Origin of the sequence: Pseudomonas sp. W2I6 (genome assembly GCF_030815935.1) — a bacterium.
Lineage (GTDB): Bacteria > Pseudomonadota > Gammaproteobacteria > Pseudomonadales > Pseudomonadaceae > Aquipseudomonas.
Genome location: NZ_JAUSXJ010000001.1, coordinates 2,009,925 through 2,030,259 on the forward strand (window position 1 = coordinate 2,009,925; position 20,335 = coordinate 2,030,259).

The 20,335-nt window shown below is 62.1% G+C and carries 18 protein-coding genes; 10 read left to right on the forward strand and 8 right to left on the reverse strand.

Translation table 11 applies throughout. The annotated features are described in order from the left end of the window. Positions 1–42: 42 nt before the first annotated feature. From QF039_RS09525 to QF039_RS09540, 4 genes are read right to left on the reverse strand one after another with little or no spacing between them, the layout of a single operon-like run. On the reverse strand, positions 43–1,308 hold the full coding sequence (locus tag QF039_RS09525) for an FAD-binding oxidoreductase (RefSeq protein WP_023658763.1): 1,266 nt from the start codon (positions 1,306–1,308) through the stop codon (positions 43–45). Next, positions 1,305–2,057, reverse strand: a complete 753-nt coding sequence (locus QF039_RS09530) for an amino acid ABC transporter ATP-binding protein (RefSeq protein WP_087694235.1) — start codon at positions 2,055–2,057, stop codon at positions 1,305–1,307. Before QF039_RS09530 ends, QF039_RS09525 begins: the two co-directional genes overlap by 4 nt. After that, on the reverse strand, positions 2,054–2,722 hold the full coding sequence (gene ehuD, locus QF039_RS09535; RefSeq protein ID WP_003211406.1) for an ectoine/hydroxyectoine ABC transporter permease subunit EhuD: 669 nt from the start codon (positions 2,720–2,722) through the stop codon (positions 2,054–2,056). The genes QF039_RS09530 and ehuD overlap by 4 nt, the downstream gene beginning before the upstream one ends. Beyond that, positions 2,719–3,501, reverse strand: coding sequence for an ABC transporter substrate-binding protein (locus tag QF039_RS09540; RefSeq protein ID WP_177035429.1), 783 nt, complete (start codon positions 3,499–3,501; stop codon positions 2,719–2,721). Before QF039_RS09540 ends, ehuD begins: the two co-directional genes overlap by 4 nt. Before the next feature lie 215 nt (positions 3,502–3,716). Between QF039_RS09540 and QF039_RS09545 the strand changes: the two genes are divergently transcribed. Continuing rightward, positions 3,717–4,496, forward strand: coding sequence for an IclR family transcriptional regulator (locus QF039_RS09545; RefSeq protein WP_307517685.1), 780 nt, complete (start codon positions 3,717–3,719; stop codon positions 4,494–4,496). Between the two features lie 210 nt (positions 4,497–4,706). Here the strand turns inward: QF039_RS09545 and QF039_RS09550 are convergent, their stop codons facing one another. Together QF039_RS09550 and QF039_RS09555 are read right to left on the reverse strand one after the other, a co-directional pair. Beyond that, the gene (locus QF039_RS09550) at positions 4,707–5,951 is read right to left on the reverse strand and encodes a saccharopine dehydrogenase family protein (RefSeq protein ID WP_003211412.1); all 1,245 of its coding nucleotides are present in this window, start codon (positions 5,949–5,951) and stop codon (positions 4,707–4,709) included. 29 nt (positions 5,952–5,980) lie between these two features. Continuing rightward, positions 5,981–7,078 (reverse strand): carboxynorspermidine decarboxylase, encoded by a 1,098-nt coding sequence (locus tag QF039_RS09555; RefSeq protein ID WP_003211413.1) that lies wholly within the window; start codon positions 7,076–7,078, stop codon positions 5,981–5,983. Between the two features lie 618 nt (positions 7,079–7,696). On the opposite strand from QF039_RS09555, the gene QF039_RS09560 reads away from it, so the two are divergent. The 6 genes from QF039_RS09560 (at position 7,697) to QF039_RS09585 (ending at position 15,438) form a co-directional block, all read left to right on the forward strand. Then, the gene (locus tag QF039_RS09560; RefSeq protein ID WP_307517688.1) at positions 7,697–8,542 is read left to right on the forward strand and encodes a LysR family transcriptional regulator; all 846 of its coding nucleotides are present in this window, start codon (positions 7,697–7,699) and stop codon (positions 8,540–8,542) included. An 82-nt stretch (positions 8,543–8,624) separates the two neighbouring features. Continuing rightward, positions 8,625–8,861 carry a hypothetical protein gene (locus QF039_RS09565; protein ID WP_301049938.1) on the forward strand — a complete coding sequence of 79 codons (237 nt, stop codon included), beginning with the start codon at positions 8,625–8,627 and terminating at the stop codon, positions 8,859–8,861. Positions 8,862–8,930: 69 nt separating this feature from the next. After that, a complete protein-coding gene (gene metE / locus QF039_RS09570; RefSeq protein ID WP_307517691.1) occupies positions 8,931–11,219 on the forward strand; it encodes a 5-methyltetrahydropteroyltriglutamate--homocysteine S-methyltransferase in 2,289 nt (762 codons plus the stop codon). Between the two features lie 247 nt (positions 11,220–11,466). Further along, complete coding sequence (locus QF039_RS09575) at positions 11,467–11,964, forward strand: sigma-70 family RNA polymerase sigma factor (protein ID WP_093210076.1); 498 nt, start codon at positions 11,467–11,469, stop codon at positions 11,962–11,964. Next, entirely contained in the window at positions 11,961–12,908 is a 948-nt protein-coding gene (locus QF039_RS09580; protein ID WP_177019939.1) for a FecR domain-containing protein, read from the forward strand. Before QF039_RS09575 ends, QF039_RS09580 begins: the two co-directional genes overlap by 4 nt. An 88-nt stretch (positions 12,909–12,996) precedes the next feature. After that, positions 12,997–15,438: a TonB-dependent receptor gene (locus tag QF039_RS09585; RefSeq protein ID WP_307517695.1), complete on the forward strand. Its 2,442-nt coding sequence runs from the start codon at positions 12,997–12,999 to the stop codon at positions 15,436–15,438. A gap of 187 nt (positions 15,439–15,625) precedes the next feature. Here QF039_RS09585 and QF039_RS09590 read toward each other — a convergent pair whose 3' ends face one another. Further along, positions 15,626–16,684, reverse strand: a complete 1,059-nt coding sequence (locus QF039_RS09590) for a HoxN/HupN/NixA family nickel/cobalt transporter (RefSeq protein WP_003210212.1) — start codon at positions 16,682–16,684, stop codon at positions 15,626–15,628. A 127-nt stretch (positions 16,685–16,811) separates the two neighbouring features. Here QF039_RS09590 and QF039_RS09595 point away from each other — a divergent pair, with 127 nt between their 5' ends. Beyond that, the gene (locus QF039_RS09595) at positions 16,812–17,336 is read left to right on the forward strand and encodes a DUF924 family protein (RefSeq protein ID WP_307522942.1); all 525 of its coding nucleotides are present in this window, start codon (positions 16,812–16,814) and stop codon (positions 17,334–17,336) included. Here the strand turns inward: QF039_RS09595 and QF039_RS09600 are convergent. Beyond that, positions 17,333–18,763, reverse strand: a complete 1,431-nt coding sequence (locus QF039_RS09600; RefSeq protein ID WP_307517698.1) for a hypothetical protein — start codon at positions 18,761–18,763, stop codon at positions 17,333–17,335. The genes QF039_RS09595 and QF039_RS09600 overlap by 4 nt on opposite strands. 171 nt (positions 18,764–18,934) lie before the next feature. Between QF039_RS09600 and yfcF the strand changes: the two genes are divergently transcribed. Together yfcF and QF039_RS09610 are read left to right on the forward strand one after the other, a co-directional pair. Further along, a complete protein-coding gene (yfcF, locus tag QF039_RS09605) occupies positions 18,935–19,567 on the forward strand; it encodes a glutathione transferase (RefSeq protein ID WP_102605989.1) in 633 nt (210 codons plus the stop codon). Positions 19,568–19,600: 33 nt separating this feature from the next. Then, complete coding sequence (locus QF039_RS09610) at positions 19,601–20,332, forward strand: GntR family transcriptional regulator (protein ID WP_003210205.1); 732 nt, start codon at positions 19,601–19,603, stop codon at positions 20,330–20,332. Positions 20,333–20,335: the final 3 nt, after the last annotated feature.

Below are 20,335 nucleotides of genomic sequence, written 5' to 3' on the forward strand. Positions count from 1 at the left end.
GGACACGCGGCGCCTTCGGTTTTTTCGCGAGCAAGCTCGCTCCTACAGGGAGAGGCGATCCAGCAGGCTGTACCACGCCACGCCCGCGCCGATGTAGAAGCGTTGCAAGCCATGCAGTGGCAACCGCTGCAAAGGCGTTACCGGGTAAGCGAAGTCGGAGCGGCTGTCACACAAGCGCCCGGCCAATTGCTGGCCGAGGCTGGTGCACAGGGCTATCCCGCGTCCGTTACAGCCCAATGCCAGGGTCAGGCCGGGTGCGGGTTCGTGGACGTGAGGCATAAAGTCCCGGGTGATCGCGATCCGGCCCGCCCAGCGGTACTCGAAGTCCAGCTTGCCCAACTGGGGAAACAACAGTGCCAGCGAACGTTCCAGGTGCGCAAAATCCGCGGGCCCGGTGGGATCTTCGAACAACCCGCGCCCGCCCATCAGCAGGCGGCCATGGGCATCCTTGCGAAAGTAAAGCAACAGGCGCTGTGCGGTTGAGACGGTTTCCTGCCCCGGCAAAATGCTCTCGGCCGCAGGCCCCCTCAAGGGCCGGGTGGCGACGATAAAACTGTTGGCCGCCAGCACACTCTGGGCCATGCCGGGCCACAAGTCGCCGCTGTAGCCGTTGGTGGCCAGTACCACCTGGCCGGCCGACACCTGCGCGCCGCTCGCGGTCTGCAACTTCCAGCCCGCGCCCGCCTGTTGCATCGCGGTCACTGCGCTCTGCCCATGAATGCGCACGCCCGCCGCCTGGGCTGCACGCACCAGGCCCCGAGCATAGGCCAAGGGTTGGATGGCGCCCGCGCGACCGTCCAGCCAGCCACCGGCAAACGCCTGGCTGCCCATGCGGGCGGACACCGCGCCGGCATCCAGGCGCTGCACCGGCACCCCGCGACGTGCCCACTGTTCGGCCCGGGCGTGCAGGCCCTCCACGCCTTTTTCGGAATAGGAAACCTGCATCCAGCCCTTGCGTGTGGGCGCACAGTCAATGCCATGGCGCTCGATAAGGTTGAACACCAGGTCGGCAGAGTTGGACACGGTGTTGATCAGTGGCTCGGCGCGCTCGGCACCGTACATCTGCACCAGTTGATCCGGGTCGTATTTGAGTGTCGGGTTGACCTGCCCGCCATTGCGCCCGGACGCGCCCCAGCCAGGCTCGTTGGCCTCCAGCACGCACACGCTCACGCCGCGCTCCGCCAGGTGCAGCGCCGTGGACAAGCCGGTATACCCGGCGCCGACGATGGCCACGTCCACCTTTAATGACTCAGCCAACGCGGGTGTTTGCGGTGCAGCGGGCGCCGTCGCGGCCCAGAGTGACTTCATGGCAGGCTCCGGGTGTTGGCCGTCGGGTGCAGCACGCGGCGCAGGAAGTCCTGGGTGCGCGGTTGTTGCGGGTTGCCCAGCACCTGCTCGGCCGGCCCGCTCTCCACGATGTAGCCGCCGTGCAGGAAGCACACGCGGTCGGCCACTTCCCGGGCAAAGCCCATTTCGTGGGTCACCACGATCATGGTCATGCCTTCGTCCGCGAGGGTGCGCATCACCTCCAGCACATCGCCCACCAGTTCCGGGTCGAGGGCCGAAGTGGGTTCGTCGAACAGCATGGCGTCGGGTTTCATCGCCAGTGCGCGGGCGATGGCCACCCGCTGTTGCTGGCCGCCGGAGAGTTGTTCCGGGTAGGCATCGGCCTTGGCCGACAGGCCGACTTTATCCAACAGCGCCAAGGCTTCTTCCCGGGCCTGTTGCAGCGGTTCGCCCTTGACGTACACCGGGCCTTCCATCACGTTTTCCAGCACGGTGCGATGGGGGAACAGGTTGAAGCGCTGGAACACCATGCCCATGCGGCTGCGCAGGGCGTGTACGGTCTTGCTGCCACGTTGCACGGTTTCGCCGAACACGTTGATGGTGCCGCCGTCGTAGGCTTCCAGGGCGTTGATGCAGCGCAGCAAGGTGGATTTGCCCGAGCCGGACGGGCCGATCAGGCACACCACTTCGCCCTTGGCCACGTCCAGGTCGACGCCGTGCAGCACGCGATGGGTGCCGTAGTGCTTTTGCAGTTGGCGAATCTCGATCATGCTTTTTTCCTCCGGCCCAGGTGCTGTTCCATGCGGCGCAGGCCATACACCAGCGGCAGGCTCATCAGCAGGTAGAGCAGGGCGACCAGGGTGTAGACGGTCATGTTCTGGAAGGTGGACGAGGCGATCAGTTGGCCCTGGCGCGTCATCTCGGCCACGGTGATGGTCGACACCAGCGATGAGTCCTTGAGCATCATCACCAGGGTGTTGCCGTAAGGCGGCAAGGCGATGCGAAACGCCTGGGGCAGGATAACCCGGCGCATCATCAGCACCGAGCGCATGCCCAGGGCTTCGGCGGCTTCACGCTGGCCCTGTTCGACGGCGATGATGCCGGTACGGAAGTTCTCCGCCTGGTACGCCGAGTAGGCGATGCCCATGCCGATCACACCCGCCTGGAATGCACTGAGGTGCACGCCCATGTCCGGCAACACGAAGTAGATGTAGAACAGCTGCACGATGATCGGCAGGCCGCGAATCACATTGATCACGGTGCTCGCCGCCCACGACAGCGCCTTGATCGGCGACAGTTTGAGCAGCGCCAGCACCAGGCCGATAGCGCTGCTGAGCAGGAACGACAGCACGGTGATCTGGATCGTCACCCAGGCGCCTTGCAGCAGGATCGGCAGGAAGTCCCGGGCATTTTGCAGGAATTCAGCCGGGTTCATGGCTGCACCCGGGCATCAAGCCCCCACTTCTTCAGGATCGCGTCCAGGGTGCCGTCGGCCTTGATGCTGGCGATGGCCTGGTTCAGGCGTGCGAGGGTTTCGCTGTCGCCTTTGCGCACCACCAGGCACACCTCGCCGACGTTGACCGGCTTGTAGTCGGCGGCGAGCTTCACGCCCTTGAACAGCTTCTGGCGGATCTGGTACGCCACCACCGGCTGGTCACCCACGGCGGCCTTGATGCGGCCCAGGCTCAGGTCGCGGACCATTTCGCCGATGGAGTCGTAGGTGCGGATTTCCTTGAAGATCCCCAGCTTGTTGAGCATGTCGTAGAAGATCGTGCCGGCTTGTACGCCCACTACCTGGTCCTTCAAGGAGCTGAGGTCGGTATAGGTCGCGTTGTCGTCGGCACTTACGATCAGCCCTTCACCGTAGGCGTACACTGGCGCGCTGAAGTCCACCACCTGGGCACGCTCAGGGGTCTTGAGCATGCCGGCGGCGATGAAGTCGAGCTTGCCCGAGGTGAGGGACGGGATCAGCGCGGCAAAGTTGGTCTGCTCGATTTCGCTGGTGAAACCACCGGCCTTGCCCACTGCGTTGGCGACGTCGACCATCACGCCCTGGATGCTGTTGCTCTTGATGTCGAGGAAGGTGAACGGCGAACCGCTGGCCGTTGCACCGACTTTGTACGAGGCTGCACCGGCGGCGTGCACGGTGGCCACGCAAAAGGTGGCGCAAAGACCGAAGGCGAGGCGGCGAAACAAGGGCGAAAGACTGTTCATCGGGTTACTCCAGAAGGAAAACGGATCGTCAGTACCGCGAGCGGTTACCGAGCAAACCGCAAGCTCTGTGCCATTTCGATTAAATAAAATCGTTTTACGCTACTGAAATTAAACAAAATGAACCATTCGTATCGGTATGCGATTTTTAGTGGTCGAATTTCGCGATTTCGTGTAGAAATATCGCCACGCTTGATCGACCTGACCGCGAGTTCGCCATGTCCGAAGAACGCAACAGCTTGCACAACCAATCCCTGGAAAAGGGCCTGTCGGTGCTCAAGGCATTCAGCGCCCAGCGCCGCAGCATGAGCCTTGCAGAGGTGGCCGAAGCCGCCGGCATGACCAAAAGCTCGGCCCAGCGCATGGTGTTTACCCTCGAGAGCCTGGGTTACCTTCGGAAACACTCGCGCACCCGTCATTACCAACTCACACCACGGGTGCTGGAGTTGGGCTTCAGTTATCTGGATGCGCATTCGCTGATTGAAGTGGCCAACCCGTTCCTCTCGGAATTGACCCGCCTGACGGGAGAAACCTCGTGCCTGACCGAGCCTGCGGGTTACGACATGACGTATATCGCGCGGTTTGTCAGCTCGGGCTTCGTGCCGGTACACATGCCGATTGGCTCGCGGGTGCCGATGTATTGCACGGCGTCGGGGCGCGCGTATCTGAGTGCGTTGCCGCAGGATGAGGCGCTGGCATTGATCGAGCACAGCCAGCGGGTGGCGCACACCAGCCAGACGTTGACTGAGGTCGACAGGATCATGGAGTCGCTGCAGCAGGTGCGCGAGCAGGGCTATGCGGTGAATGGCCAGGAACTGTTCCTGGGGGACATGACCATCGGCGCGCCGGTGCTGGGGGCGAACGGTCGGCCGGTGGCGGCGGTGCATGTGGTGGCGCCGACCAGTCGCTGGAGCCGGGCGGATGCAGAGAAGCAGTTGGCGCCGGCGTTGTTGCAGTGCTCAAGGGCGTTGAGCAATTCGGCCCGTAACCTCGACTAATCCGAGACTTCACATTCACTGGAGATCTACTGTGGGAGCTGGCTTGCCTGCGATGGCGGTCTCGCAGTAGCCACTGTATTGGCTGACCCACCGCTATCGCAGGCAAGCCAGCTCCCACATTTGATTTTCATTGTGTTTGAGGTTTGGATTGGCCCCAACAAAAAATGCGCCCCTGAGGGCGCATTTTTTTGTTCGGTCAACTATCGCCTGTCAGGCAATCGCATCCCAGGCACGGTCACCGTTCTCGTCTTTGATCCGAGTCGGCAAGCCCATCACGTCCAGCGCCTTCAGGAACGGCTCAGCCGGCAGTTCCTCGACGTTGGCCATGTGCTTCACGTCCCACTCGCCACGGGCAACCAGCAGCGCTGCGGCTACCGGCGGTACGCCGGCGGTGTAGGAAATGCCCTGGCTGTCGGTCTCGGCGAAGGCTTCTTCGTGGCAGGCCACGTTGTAGATGAACAGCTCGCGTGGCTGGCCATCCTTGGTGCCCTTGACCAGGTCGCCGATGCAGGTCTTGCCGGTGTAGCCAGGCGCCAGCGACGACGGGTCGGGCAGCACGGCCTTGACCAGTTTCAGCGGCACGACTTCCAGGCCTTCGGCGGTGGTGACCGGTTTTTCGGAGAGCAGGCCGAGGTTTTTCAGCACGGTGAACACGTTGATGTAGTGTTCGCCGAAGCTCATCCAGAAACGCACATTGGGCACGTCGAGGTTTTTCGACAGCGAGTGCACTTCATCGTGGCCGGTCAGGTACAGGTTCTGCGAACCGACCACAGGCAGGTCGTCGGTGCGTTTGACTTCGAACATGGTGTTGCTGGTCCACTGGCTGTTCTGCCAGCTCCACACCTGTCCGGTGAATTCGCGGAAGTTGATTTCCGGGTCGAAATTGGTGGCGAAATATTTGCCATGGGAGCCGGCATTGACGTCGAGAATGTCGATCGAATCAATGCGGTCGAAATGCTTTTGTTGCGCCAGCGCTGCATAAGCGTTGACCACACCCGGGTCGAAGCCCACGCCAAGGATGGCCGTGATGTTCTTCTGTTTGCACTCTTCCAGGTGGTTCCATTCGTAGTTGCCGTACCACGGCGGGGTCTCGCAGACCTTGCCCGGCTCTTCGTGGATGGCGGTGTCGAGGTACGCCACGCCGGTGTCGATGCAGGCACGCAATACCGACATGTTGAGGAACGCGGAACCGACGTTGATGACGATCTGCGATTCAGTCTCGCGGATCAGTGCCTTGGTCGCTTCCACGTCCAAAGCGTTCAGCGCGAAGGCCTGGATGTCGGCGGGTACCTTGAGGCTACCCTTGGCCTTGACGCTGTCGATGATGGCCTGGCATTTGGAGATGTTGCGCGACGCGATAGCAATACGACCGAGTTCGTCGTTGTGCTGCGCGCACTTGTGGGCCACCACCTTGGCGACACCTCCTGCACCAATGATAAGAACGTTCTTTTTCAATTGCTTTATCTCTCCTTTATCTGTCCGCTTTACGAAAGGCTGGACAGGTAGTCGTCGTAACCAAATTCACGAACCACTTCGACTGTACCGTCGAGTTGTTTCACTACGATGGACGGCATTTTCAGGCCGTTGAACCAGTTTTTCTTGACCATGGTGTAGCCTGCCGTGTCGATGAACGACAGTCGATCGCCGATGGCCAGCGGCTGATCAAATTGGTACTCACCGAAGATGTCCCCGGCCAGGCACGACTTGCCGCACACCATGTAGGTGTGTTCGCCATTGCTTGGCGCCAGCTTGGCGTTCAGGCGATAGATCAGCAGGTCCAGCAGGTGGGCTTCGATGGAGCTGTCTACCACGGCGAGGTTCTTGCCGTTGTAGAGGGTGTCGAGCACGGTCACTTCCAGGGAGGCGCTGTTGGTGATCGCCGCTTCGCCGGGTTCCAGGTACACCTGCACGTCGTACTTCTGCGAGAACGCCTTGAGGCGCTGGCAGAAGGCGTCGATGGCATAGCCTTCACCGGTGAAGTGGATGCCGCCGCCGAGGCTGACCCAGTTGACCTTGTGCAGCAGCGCGCCGAAGCGTTCTTCGATGGTGTTGAGCATCTGGTCGAACAGGTTGAAATCACCGTTCTCGCAGTTGTTGTGGAACATGAAGCCGGAGATTTGCTCGATCACACCTTCGATCTTCACCGGGTCCCACTCGCCCAGGCGGCTGAACGGGCGCGCCGGGTCGGCCAGCAGGTAGTCGGAGCTGCTCACTTGCGGGTTGACGCGCAGGCCGCGGGTCTTGCCTTCGCTGCGCTCGGCGAAGCGCTGCAGCTGGCTGATGGAGTTGAAGATGATCTTGTCGCAGTTGTCGAGCATCTCTTCGATTTCATCGTCGGCCCAGGCCACGCTGTAGGCGTGGGCTTCACCTTCGAACTTCTGGCGACCCAGCTTGAGCTCGTACAGCGACGACGAGGTGGTGCCGTCCATGTATTCCTGCATCAGGTCGAACACCGACCAGGTGGCGAAGCATTTGAGGGCCAGCAGAGCCTTGGCGCCGGACTGTTCGCGCACGTAGGCGATCTTCTGCATGTTGACCAGAAGCTTCTGTTTGTCGATGAGGTAGTACGGCGTTTTGATCATTTTCAGAGCCTGCGGCGGTGCCTGCCAAAAAAGGACACGCATTGTGCCCGCACTTGGGACAGATCGAAAGGTTAGTCAGCGGAATTTGCTGGCCCGGTTATAAGCTGGCCTGTGAATATGACAGCCCGTAGGTATGATGAGCCGCTTTGATAACGGACCACGGCTTGGGCGACGAGAGGTGAGAATGGACGCATGGACGCTGCAATTGATCGTTCCCACGCTCTGCGTGGGAATGTCGCCTCGGACGCTCTGCGTCCATCGGGCGATGCAAGGTTCAAGTCTTGCGCAGTGGTGACGCGGAGCGTCACGGGATGCATTCCCACGCAGAGCGTGGGAACGATCAAGCTCGACAGCTCCCACATGAGATCTTCAGCGGACTCCAAAACCCCGCCCACACTGACATCAATCCACTGTATTGACTCAATTCCCTACTCAATGCAGCGACTATAACGCTCTCCCGGTATCACGTATTGGTCTTCAATTTGGTCCACCACCGAGTGGCCAACCGTGCAATCGCCGGCGGCGTCACACCCAGGCTGCGTGCTCATCATGCAGTGGTTTGGTCAGCAGGCGCGGCATGCTAACGTCACGTCTTGACTCTCTATCGCCAGCCCATCCATGAAAATGCCCGATATCGACGCCATCCAGGCGTTCGTCCTGGTCGCCGAACTCAAGAGCTTTACCCGCGCTGCCGATGCCATCGGCGGCACCCAGGCGGCTATCAGCCTGAAGATAAAACGCCTCGAAGAAAGCCTTGGCCGCAAGCTGCTGGAACGCACGCCGCGACGGGTCACGCTGTCGGCCCATGGCCAGATGTTTTTGGCCAGTGCCCGCCGCTTGCTGGACAACTACCAGGAAGCGATGAACTGTTTTGGCCCGCAGAAACGCACCTTGCGCGTGGGCGTCAGCCACCACATTGTCGGCGCCGATCTCAGCCTGTGGCTGCGGCGTTTGGCGACCACCGACCCGGACGTGATCGTGGCGTTCAGCCTCGGCACCTCGCGGGATATGTTGATGAACTACGAGCAGGGCAAGCTGGATGTGGCGATGATCCTGCGGCACGACAACCGTCGCCAGGACGGCGAAGTGGTGGGCGTCGAACGCTTTGGCTGGATGGCTTCCCACGACTTCGAATTGCGCCAGGGCGGGGCGTTGCCCCTGGCGATCCAGCCGGAACCCTGCGGCATGCGCAGCATGGTGATGGCGGCGCTGGCCGAGCAGAACCGTGCCTGGGAAGAGGCGTTCGTGGGCAGCGGGATCCTGGCGATCGGCGCTGCTGTGGTGGCGGGGATTGGCATCGGTGCGATGGTGGGGCGGATGGCGCCCGGTGGCTGCGTCGACGTGGAGCAGCGTTTCGACCTGCCGCCGCTGCCCAGTCGTGAAGTGGTGCTGTATACGGCGCAGCGGGACTCTCAGGCGCAAGCGTTGATCCGCACGTTGAGCGCCGATATTCCCGCCGATTGAACTAGAAAATCAGACGCCCGGCCCAAGCCATCAGCAGCGCCAGGCTGCCGATGCCGAGGAGTGTGAGCCCAAGGGCTACGAAGTGAACGAGGAGGGTGGTCAGTGGCTGCTGCTGTTCCATGTGGGGGCTTCCTTGGGGCTTGGGAAGCAAAAGTATGCTGAGCGGCCGGGCACCGAAACAGACGCCGCCAGCTATTTCAGTGATAAGCAAAACGAAGGCCCACCCACTCCCGTGCGCATGGAGCGTGAGCGCCGCGCGATCACTCAAGCCTGGGCGGTGCATTTCATCATGAGTGGAACTTGTGATCATCTCAAATAAAATGAGTTTGTCTCACTATCACTCGATCCCGACAATGGCTCCCATACAAACACATTGGAGCTTTACGTCATGGCTGTTGCCCATTCCCTTGGATTCCCGCGCATTGGTCGCGATCGTGAACTGAAAAAAGCGCAGGAAGCGTTTTGGAAGGGCGAGCTCGACGAAGCCGGCCTGCGCGCCGTAGGTCGTGAACTGCGCAAGACGCACTGGGACCTGCAAAAGAAAGCCGGCATCGAACTGTTGCCCGCCGGTGACTTCGCCTGGTACGACCAGGTACTGACTCACTCGCTGATGTTCGGTGTGATCCCCGAGCGTTTCCGCCCGGCCGACGGCAAAGCCACCCTGCACACCCTGTTCGGCATGGCCCGTGGCGTCAGTGACAACTGCTGCGGCGGTGCCCACGCCCAGGAAATGACCAAGTGGTTCGACACCAACTATCACTACCTGGTCCCTGAATTCAGTGCCGACCAGCAATTCCAGCTGGGTTGGGAGCAACTGTTCGAAGAGGTCAAGGAAGCCCGTGACCTCGGCCACACCGTCAAGCCAGTGGTCATCGGCCCGCTGACCTACCTGTGGCTGGGCAAGGCCAAGGGTGGTGATTTCGACAAACTCGACCTGCTGGACCGCCTCCTGCCGCTGTACGGCCAGATCTTCCAGCGCCTGGCGGACCTGGGCGTGGAATGGGTGCAGATCGACGAGCCGATCCTGGTGCTGGACCTGCCGCAGGATTGGAAAAACGCCTTCGAGCGTGCCTACAACCTGATCCAGCGCGACCCGCTGAAGAAGCTGGTGGCCACCTATTTTGGCGGCCTGGAAGAGAACCTCGGGCTGGCAGCCAACCTGCCGGTGGACGGCCTGCACATCGACCTGGTGCGTGCACCGGATCAGTACCCGACCATCCTCGATCGCCTGCCGGCTTATAAGGTGCTGTCCCTGGGCGTGGTCAACGGCCGTAACGTTTGGCGCTGCGACCTGGAAAAAGCCCTGGCCACCTTGCAGCATGCTCATGAGCGCCTGGGGGATCGCCTGTGGGTGGCGCCATCCTGCTCGTTGCTGCACAGCCCGGTAGACCTGTGCCGTGAAGACAAGCTGGATGCCGAGCTGAAAAGCTGGCTGGCGTTTGCCGTGCAGAAGTGCGAAGAGGTGGCGGTGCTGGCCCAGGCCGTGAACCAGCCTGAAGCGCCGAACGTGATCGCCGCCCTGGCCGAAAGCCTTGCCGTGCAGGCGGCCCGTGCCGCTTCGCCGCGTATCCACAAGCCGGCGGTGCAAGCCCGTGTGGCGGCGATCACCGCCAAGGACAGCCAGCGTGACTCGCTGTTTGCCCAACGTATCGAGAAACAGCGTGCCGGCCTTAACCTGCCGCTGTTCCCGACCACCACCATCGGTTCGTTCCCGCAAACTGCTTCGATCCGCCTGGCTCGCCAGTCCTACAAGGCCGGCAAGTTGAGCGAAGCCGAATACGTCGAAGCCATGCACAGCGAGATCCGCCACGCTGTCGAAGTGCAGGAAAACCTTGGCCTGGACGTGCTGGTGCATGGTGAAGCCGAGCGTAACGACATGGTCGAATACTTCGCCGAACAGTTGGACGGTTATGTATTTACCCGCTTCGGCTGGGTGCAGAGCTACGGTTCCCGTTGTGTGAAACCGGCGGTGATTTTCGGTGACCTGAGTCGTCCGAAAGCCATGACCGTGGAGTGGATCCGCTACGCCCAGGGCCTCACCAACAAGGTGATGAAGGGCATGCTGACCGGCCCGGTGACCATGCTGATGTGGTCGTTCCCCCGTGAAGACGTGAGCCGCGAAGAACAGGCGCGGCAACTCGCCCTGGCGATTCGTGACGAAGTGGTGGACCTGGAAGCCGCCGGGATCAAGATCGTGCAGATCGACGAAGCCGCGTTCCGCGAAGGCTTGCCGTTGCGCCAGGCGCAGTGGAAGGAATACCTGGATTGGGCCACTGAAGTGTTCCGCCTGTGCGCCTCCGGCGTGCGTGACGAAACCCAGATTCACACCCACATGTGCTACAGCGAATTCAACGATGTGATCGAGTCCATCGCGGCGATGGATGCCGACGTGATCACCATCGAAACCTCGCGCTCGGACATGGAACTGCTGGAGGCATTCGAAGCCTTCGCTTACCCGAACGACATTGGCCCAGGTGTGTATGACATCCACTCGCCACGGGTGCCGGATGCCTCGGAAATGGCCAACCTGCTGCGCAAGGCAGCCAAACGCATCCCGGCCGAACGCCTGTGGGTCAACCCGGATTGCGGCCTGAAAACCCGTGGCTGGCCGGAGACTGAAGCGGCGCTGATTCACATGGTGACAGCGGCGCGTCAACTGCGGGCCGAACTGGCCTGATCCAACACCCGGAATCACACGCCGGGTGAAGATCAAAAATGTGGGAGCTGGCTTGCTCGCGAATACGGAGTATCAGCCGCTGGAGATGTCGACTGACCCACCGCATTCGCGAGCAAGCCCGCTCCCACGTTGGGTCGCCGGCGTTATCAAAATCATGAAATTGCCAGCATTACCCCGCGCAGACTAGAATGCGATCAATTCTTAATTACGCTTGGGTCTCACCGCCCGGCGCGCCCCGGTGATCGGCATGTCGTCTCCCCTCAATCTGCATATCCAGGACCTGTACTGCGAACACCATGGATGGTTGCACCGTTGGCTGGACCGCAAGCTGGGCAACGCCAGCGATGCCGCGGACCTGGCCCATGACACGTTCATGCGCCTGCTCACCCGGCAAACCAGCACCCACCTGGGCGCCGAACCACGGGCGTTGCTCACGCATATCGCCAAGGGCCTGATGATCGACAGCTGGCGCCGCCAGGAAGTGGAACGCGCCTACCTGGAAACCATCGCCCACCTGCCCGAACAGCATGTACCTTCGCCGGAAACCCGCTGGCTGATCCTCGAAGCGCTGTACCGCATTGAGGCGATGCTGCGGGATCTGCCGGAAAAAACCCGCCAGGCCTTCCTGATGTCGCAGATCGACGGCCTGACCTATCAGCAGATTGCCGATGCCCTGGGTGTGTCGCTGATTTCGGTCAAACGCTACATGCGCGATGCCTTCCTGGCCTGCCTGAGCGTGGCATGAGCCAGTCGATTGATCCGCTGATCCTCGGTGAAGCCGCCGACTGGATGGTGCAGTTGCAATCCGGCAGCGCCACCGATGAAGACCGCCGCGCCATCGCCCAGTGGCAGGGCCGCAGCGCCCAGCATGCCCAGGCCTGGCAACGGGCGCAGGCGATTCTGGGGGACTTCAACAGCGTGCCGGCGGCGATTGCCGGCGATACCTTGAAGCGCATCGGGCGCAAAAAATCCCTCGGCCGACGCCAGGCGCTCGGGTTGTTGCTGGCGGCCGGCCCGGCGGCCTGGCTGGCGTATCGGCAGGTGCCGTGGCAGCAGTGGACCGCCGACCAGCACACGGCCATCGGCGAACAAAGGAACCTCACCTTGCCCGACGGCACACGCTTGCTGATCAACACCGGCAGCTCGCTGAATATCGCGTTCTCCGAGCAGGTGCGGCGTATCGAGCTGCTCAAGGGCGAAGTGCTGATCACCACCGCCAAGGATTCGGCCCATCGCCCGTTCATCGTCCAGACCCGCCACGGTACCGCCAGGGCCTTGGGCACCCGATTCAGCGTGCGGGTGGGTGAGCAGGCAAGCCGAGTGGCCGTGACCGAAGGCGCGGTGGAGTTGCTGGCGGCGCATGCCGGCCAGGGGGTGATCGTCAAGGCGGGCGAGCAGGGCGCCTTCAGTGTTGACCGGGTAGCCGCCGTCGAGCCGCTGGACGTCAGCACCCTGACCTGGGAGAACGGCATGCTGCTGGCCCAGCATATGCGCCTGGCGGACCTGCTGGATGAGCTGGGGCGTTATCGCGCCGGCGTATTGCGCTGCCATGCCTCGGTTGCCGACCTCACGGTGTCGGGTGCGTTTCCCCTGCGCGATACCGATGCCAGCCTGCACCTGTTGCAGGAAACCTTGCCGGTCAAGGTCAGCAGCCTGACCGGGTATTGGGTGACGGTCGAGCCGCGCTGATCTTTTTCAACTTTCGCTGATACCTTTTTCGTTGTCGCCCGGTGTAGGGGAGAACCCTCAACATTGCTCCGCGCCGACAGGAATGCCCATGACCGCCAGACCGCTCCCGTACTGCCCCCGTCCGTTGAAGGCACTGAGCCTGGCGGTCGCCCTTGCCGCCGTCGCACCGTTGCAGAACGCCCAGGCAGAAGACGCTGCGCCAAGCAGTGCGGCGCGCAGCTATAACATCGCGGCGGGGCCGCTGGGGAATGTGCTGGCGCAGTTTGCGGCGTTGTCCGGGGTGCCGTTGTCGTTCGATTCCACGTTGCTCAACGATCAACAAAGCCCGGGGCTGCAAGGCAGCTACAGCGCACAATCGGGTTTTGCCCAGTTGCTGCAAGGCAGCGGCTACACCCTGCAAGGCACCGGCACCAACGGTTATACCGTGGTGCCCCAGGCCAGCGGTGGTGCGTTGGAGTTGGGCGCCACCACCATCAGCGGTGAAGCGAGCGGGGCGCAGGCAGACACGTATGCCGGTGGCCAGGTGGCACGTTCTGCACGCCTGGGCGTGTTGGGCAATCGGTCCATCAACGACGTGCCATTCAGCGTGGTCAGCTACACCTCGAAAACCATCGCCGACCAACAAGCGCGAACCGTCGGCGACGTTTTGCTCAACGACGCGTCGGTGCGCCAGTCGTCCGGGTTTGGCAACTTCTCTCAGGTGTTCACCATTCGCGGACTGCCGCTGAGCACCGATGACATCGCATTCAACGGCCTGTACGGCGTGCTGCCCCGGCAGATCATCACTACCGAAGCCCTGGAACGGGTGGAGTTGTTCAAGGGCCCGAATGCCTTCGTCAACGGCGTGTCGCCCTCGGGCAGCGGGATCGGCGGCAGCGTCAACCTGGTGCCCAAGCGCGCTGAAGACACGCCCACCCGCAGCGTCACCCTCGATTACGCCAGCGACAGCCAGGCCGGCGGCCACATCGACCTTGGCCAACGCTTTGGCGAAGACAACCGCTTTGGCGCCCGGGTCAACCTGGCGCGGCACGGCGGCGAAACCGCTGTGGATGACGAAAACAAAAGCTCGCAGTTGATCGCCGTTGCCCTGGATTATCGTGGCGAGCGCTTGCGGATCTCCACCGACTTTGGCTACCAGAAAGAACGCATCAATAACGGCCGCTCGGTGGTCTACCTGACCGGCACCAAAGTGCCCAGCCCGCCGTCGGCCAAGAACAACTACGCCCAGGACTGGAGCTGGTCGCAGCTGGAAGACACCTACGGCATGGTCAACGCCGAATATGACTTGAACGATAACTGGACGGCCTACGCGGCAGGTGGCGCCAAGCACACTCGGGAGAACGGCCAGTATTCGTCGCTGTATGTCGCCAACGATGGCAGCGCCAAGGTGGGCTTCCTCTATTCACCCCATGACGAAGACAACAAAAGCGCCATGGCCGGCTTGAACGGGCACTTTGCGACGGGGCCTGTGACCCATCAGATGAACTTCGGGCTGTCGGGGATCTGGGGCGAGCAGCGCTCGTCCTACGAGGCGATCCTGCAAGCCAACCGCCAGCCCGGCAACCTGTACGACCCGACGCAAACGCCGCGACCTACCAACACCTATTTCGGCAGTGATATTCACGACCCGCGGGTTGTCGGCAAGAACCGCATCAAGAGTGCGGCGGTGTCCGACACCCTGGGCTTTTTGGATGATCGGGTGCTGTTGACCCTGGGCGTGCGGCGCCAGACCATCGAGGTGGACAGTTGGAACACGGCCACGGGGGCACGGGGTACACCGTACTCCGAGTCCATCACCACACCGGTCTATGGCCTGGTGATCAAGCCATGGGAGCACGTGTCGTTCTACGCCAACCGTATCGAAGGCCTGGCCCAGGGCCCGACGGCGCCACTCACGAACGTGACCAACCCTGGCGAAGTCTTCCCGCCCAAGCGCAGCAAGCAGACGGAAGCCGGGGTGAAGCTGGACTGGGAAAACTATGGCGCCACGCTGGGTGTGTACCGCATCGAACAGCCGAACAACGCGACCACCCGGTTCCCGGGCCAGAAGTTCGACACCTTCACTGTCGACGGTGAACAGATCAACAAAGGCGTGGAACTCAACGTGTTCGGCGAGCCCATCGACGGCCTGCGCCTGCTGGCCGGTGCCACCTGGATGGACACCGAACAGAAGAGCACTTCCAACGGTGCCACCGACGGCAACCGCGCCGCGGGTGTGCCGCGCTTCCAGTACAACGTCGGTGCGGATTGGGATGTGCCGGGCATCCAGGGTGCGGCGGTCAGCGCACGGATGCTGCGCACCGGTGGCGAATACGTCAACGCCGCCAACAGCCTGAGCATCCCGGCCTGGACCCGCGTCGACCTGGGGGCGCGGTATGGCTTCAAAGCGGATGACAAATACATCACCCTGCGCGCCAACGTCGAAAACGTAGCGAACAAGGCGTACTGGTCGTCGGCGTCGACGGCCAATAACTACCTGACCCAGGGTGAGCCGCGGACAGTGAAATTGTCGGCGACGGTGGATTTCTGAGCCTGGAAAACCCTATCGGGTGAATGAACAACCTGTGGCGAGGGAGCTTGCTCCCGCTGGGCTGCGAAGCTGCCCCAAAAAAAGGACACGGTGTTCTTTCAGGTGGCTCTCGATTGCCTTATTGGGGCCGCTTCGCGACCCAGCGGGAGCAAGCTCCCTCGCCACAACAAGGCTGAATGTCCCTCGGTCAACCCGCATTCACTTCAATCCGGTCAAAGCCCTTGAGGCGATACAGCATCACCGAGATCGCCCAACTGGCCACGAAGATCCCGATGATCATGTAGCCCAGCATCCCGAAACTGTCGTTCAGCGAGCCGATAAAACTCCAGAACGATCCCTTCAGGTCCAACTGGTCACCCATCAACCCCAACGCCTCGATACTGCCGATCACCACCGCAACCACCACCGATACCAGGGTGATGGTCATGTTGTAGTAGATCTTGCGGATCGGCTTCATGTACGCCCAGCCGTATGCCCCCAGCATCAGGTGGCCGTCCAGCGTGTCCACCAGGGACATGCCGGCGCTGAACAGCAGCGGGAACACCATGATCGCCCACGGCGACAGCCCTTGAGAGGCCTGGGTCGCAGAAATCCCCAACAGGCCGATCTCGGTGGCCGTATCAAAGCCCAGGCCGAACAGGAAACCCAACGGGTACATATGCCAGCTGCGGCTGATCAGGCGAAACACCGGGCGGAAAATCCGCGCCATGAAACCCCGGTCCGCCAGCAGCAGGTCGAAGTCGTCCTCCACATACGCACCGCCCTGGCGCACATGGCGCCAGGCCTTGTAGATCGCGTGCAGGATCACCAGGTTCATCAAGGCGATGACCAACAGGAACGAGGCCGAGACCGACGTGCCGATCACCCCGCCGATGGCCTTGAACCCTTCAAACCGCGCCTGCATCACCGAGGCCGCAAACGCGACGCCAATGGATGCCAGGACCACCACCGAAGAATGTCCCAGGGAGAAAAAGAAGCCCACCGCCACCGGACGTTTCTTTTCCTGCATCAGCTTGCGGGTCACGTTGTCGATGGCGGCGATATGGTCGGCATCCACCGCATGCCGCAGCCCGAAACCGTAGGCCAGGAGCGCGGTGCCGAGCAGCACCGGGTGCTCATGGAACGCCACCAGCGCCCAGATCCAGGCGACGACGTTAATGCCGATCAACAACCCGTAGATGCCAAACAGCTTGGCGCGAACCCGGGTGCTGGAGTCACTGAAAATCTGGGCAAGGCGTAGGATCATCAACACTACCTGTGTGCGTTGGAAACATTCAGACACGTTCCGAAACTTTATAGATTTTGTTTAGAGTGATGATGAAATTTGTGGAGTGAGTGAGGAGAGGATTGTGACGACGATCGAAAATGCAGCAATGGCGGTTATTCAGTTCTGGAAACAGGCGGGGCCCAAGCTCTGGTTTGCCAAGGATGAAGGGTTTGACCGGCGTTTTCGCGACGCTTTCTACACCACGCATTTGCAGGCGGCCCGGCGCGAACTGGAGAGCTGGATGCAAACGCCGGAAGGCGCGCTGGCGTTGCTGTTGCTGCTGGACCAGTTCCCGCGCAATACCTTCCGTGGCACGGCGCATATGTTCGCCACCGACCCGCTGGCGCGTTTGTACGCGCGGCAGATGGTCGAGGCGGGGATGGACAAGTCGATCGAAACCCCGTTGCGGGCGTTTTGTTATTTGCCCTTCGAGCATTCTGAAGATCCCGGGGATCAACAGCTGTCGCTGGCCCTGAACAAGGACCTTGATGCCAATACCTATCGCTGGGCCAAGGAGCACGCCCGCATCATCGAGCGGTTCGGGCGCTTTCCTCATCGTAATGAGGTGTTGGCCAGGGTCACGACAGAGGAGGAGCGGGCGTTCCTGGAGGACGGTGGCTTTTCGGGCTAGGCCTCGGGTTCAGCCACTAAGTCTCTGACGCCCGCCTGGCGAAAACGCCGCACACCCTTGAGATCAATCGCCCAACGCAACGCTTCAGTCGCCGACGGACGTTCGCCTTGGGTAATTGCCGCGTCATCGGTGGTCAGTTTATTCAGGTAGCCCTTGGCGCCGCCGCGTTCGCTCCAGTAATGGGTGTGGCTGAGCCAGGACCTGGCGAGCCAGCCTTTCCATTTGCCCACGCTGACCGGCAGGTCCAGCACGCCGGGGCCCATCACCGGGCTGACCGGGCCGCCGACGATGTCGCCAAACAGGCCCAGGGGCGCGGGGAAGTAGAGGTTGGTCCAACGGGTCACGGCGAAGGCCGCAGCATGGTGCAAATACAGGGGGGAAAATGGGCGACCGCCGACGGTGACGGGCAGCCGGCCGCTGTAGCCGTAGCCCTTATCGTCGAGCGTCGGCGGGCAGGCGGGGGCTTCGCGGCGTTCGATGCGGCGCTGGAAGTCGCTCACGCTGCGGCCCAGCAACAGGCTGGCGTGGGCCATCGGGCTGCCGAGGGTGACGAGGTCGGTGATGCGCCACGGGTTGCCGAGGTTGCGTTGTTCGATAAAGGCTTCGGCTTGCTGTTCGCGGAACCTGAGGAGGCTTTGCAGGCGGCCGTCGAGGGCGTTTCCAGCCTTTGGCAGCGTGTCCTGGACCACCGGTTGCAATCGCTCGTGGTTGGCGTAGCGGGCGGCGAGTTCCGGGCCGCCGGGGCGTAACTGATCGTGATGCTCGTGCCACAGGTAGCCGACGATGTCGTAGGCAATCACGCTGCCCAAACTGTGGCCGACGACGATGATGCGGTCGTAATCACCCTTGTCATGCAGGGCGCGCAGCAGGTCGACGCCATCGGCGCGGATCTGTTCGCGCACCACCACGTTCTGCGGGTTGGGGCTCAGGTAGCGGGCGGCGTCGCCAAGGTATGACAGTGCCGAGTACTTCAGGGCCAGGCCGATCACCGCCAGCAGCACCGGGATCAGGGCGAAGGGGTTGTCGCTGTGGGGGAATCGGCCATACAGCGTCGCCAGGGTTCCGCTGACCAGCAGCACGAGCAGGGCCAGCAAGGCCCAGCGCGTGGCGCGCCAGATCGGCACGATGGCCGTCGGGATATCCCGGCGCGGGCGCTTGAAAATGTCCCATAGCCAACTGAGCAGGTGCCCGACCTTGGTGCCCTGCATCTTGTGGGCCCAGTAGTACTCGTAGAAATCGGTGGTGTTGCGACCCGCCGACTTCAACACGCGCAAATCGAAGTTGCGCGAAAACCGGTCGGGTTTGCTCCAGTAGAAAGGCGTCGCCTCGGGGGTGTCCGCCGGAATCGCCGCTTCGACGAAGCCACGCAGGGTATCCATCGGGCGCTGTTCGCCGATTCCGTGGATGACGATAACCGCTTGTTTCATCTAGTGATCGTTCCTTGATCCGCTTTTCGGGGCGTTACGGGTGGGGTTCAAGGGGCCATAGTATTGCCATTATCGATGGTATTCCAGCCAGGAATGCCCCCATAAGAACCGCGCATTTCATTTGCGCGACGCGATCTCGTAGTGTGGTGCTCCCACCAAGGAGATGTCGCCGTGAACCATCGCCCGCTGAGCCTGTACGTTGACGCCCATTTCACCAGTCCCTACGCGATGTCGGCGTTTGTGACCCTGCGGGAAAAGGGCCTTGAATTTGAACTGCTCACCTTGAACCTCGACACGGCCGAGAACCAGACTGACGCGTACACGCACTTGTCGCTGACGGGGCGCGTACCGACCCTGGTGCAGGGTGAGTTTGCGCTGTCCGAGTCATCGGCGATTACCGAGTACCTGGAGGATGTGTTCCCGCAGGTGCCGGTGTACCCGGCCGAACCCCGCCAGCGGGCGAGGGCGCGGCAGGTGCAGGCGTGGTTGCGCAGTGACTTGATGCCGATTCGGCAGGAACGTTCGACCCTGGTGGTGTTTTACGGGCTCAAGGGCGAACCGCTGTCGCCGGTTGCTGAAGCAGCGGCCCACACGCTGATCAACGCGGCGCAGGCGCTGTTGGCCGACGGCCGCGACTACCTGTTCGGCGCGTGGTCGATTGCCGATGTGGACCTGGCCGTGATGCTCAACCGGCTGATCCTCAACGGTGACAGCGTGCCCGCCAACCTGGTGGCGTATGCCCAGCACCAATGGCAACGGCCTTCGGTCCAGGAATGGGTCAAGCAGGCACGACCGTCGCTGTAGTCACCTCCTCAATTACTAAGTGAATCCTGATCCATGAATATACTGTCGAGTGACTCCCGCCTGCCGCTGTACCAGCGTTTTCGGGATCATCTGATTGAGCAGATTGCCAATAATCACTGGCGCGCCGGTGCGGCTATTCCCCCTGAAGCGGTGTTGTCCACCCAGTACCAGCTGTCTACCGGCACTGTGCGTAAAGCGATCGAGGCATTGGTGGGCGAGGGCATTCTGGAGCGCCAGCAGGGCCGTGGTACGTTTGTGCGCCGCCCGAAGTTTCAGTCGTCGTTGTTCCGGTGTTTCCGCTTCCAGGGCCCGGGCGGTGAATGTCAGCTGCCGCAGAGCCGGATCCTCTCGGTCAAGCCGGTGAAGGCGCCGTTGTCGGTGAGCGAGGTGCTGGGGCTGGCAGCGGATGCGCCGGTAATCTGCATCGTGCGGGTACACGTGCTGGACACCGGGCCAGTGCTGGCCGAGGAAATCTGGCTGCCGCGCGAGCGGTTCCAGGCGCTGCTGGACGTGGATCTGACCCGGCAGGGATTGCTGTTGTACCCCACTTACGAAGAAGTCTGCGGGCAAGTAGTCGCTTCTGCCGAGGAAGCCCTCACTGCCGAGTCCATCGATGACGTGTGGGCCCGCTGGTTGCAGGTGCCGGTGGGCAGCCCGGTGATGGTGATCGAGCGGCTGGCCCGGGATTACGCCGGCCAACCCCTGGAGTTGCGACGCGGCCGTGGCCACGCCGAACATTTCCGTTATCGCGTGGATATACGCTGAGCT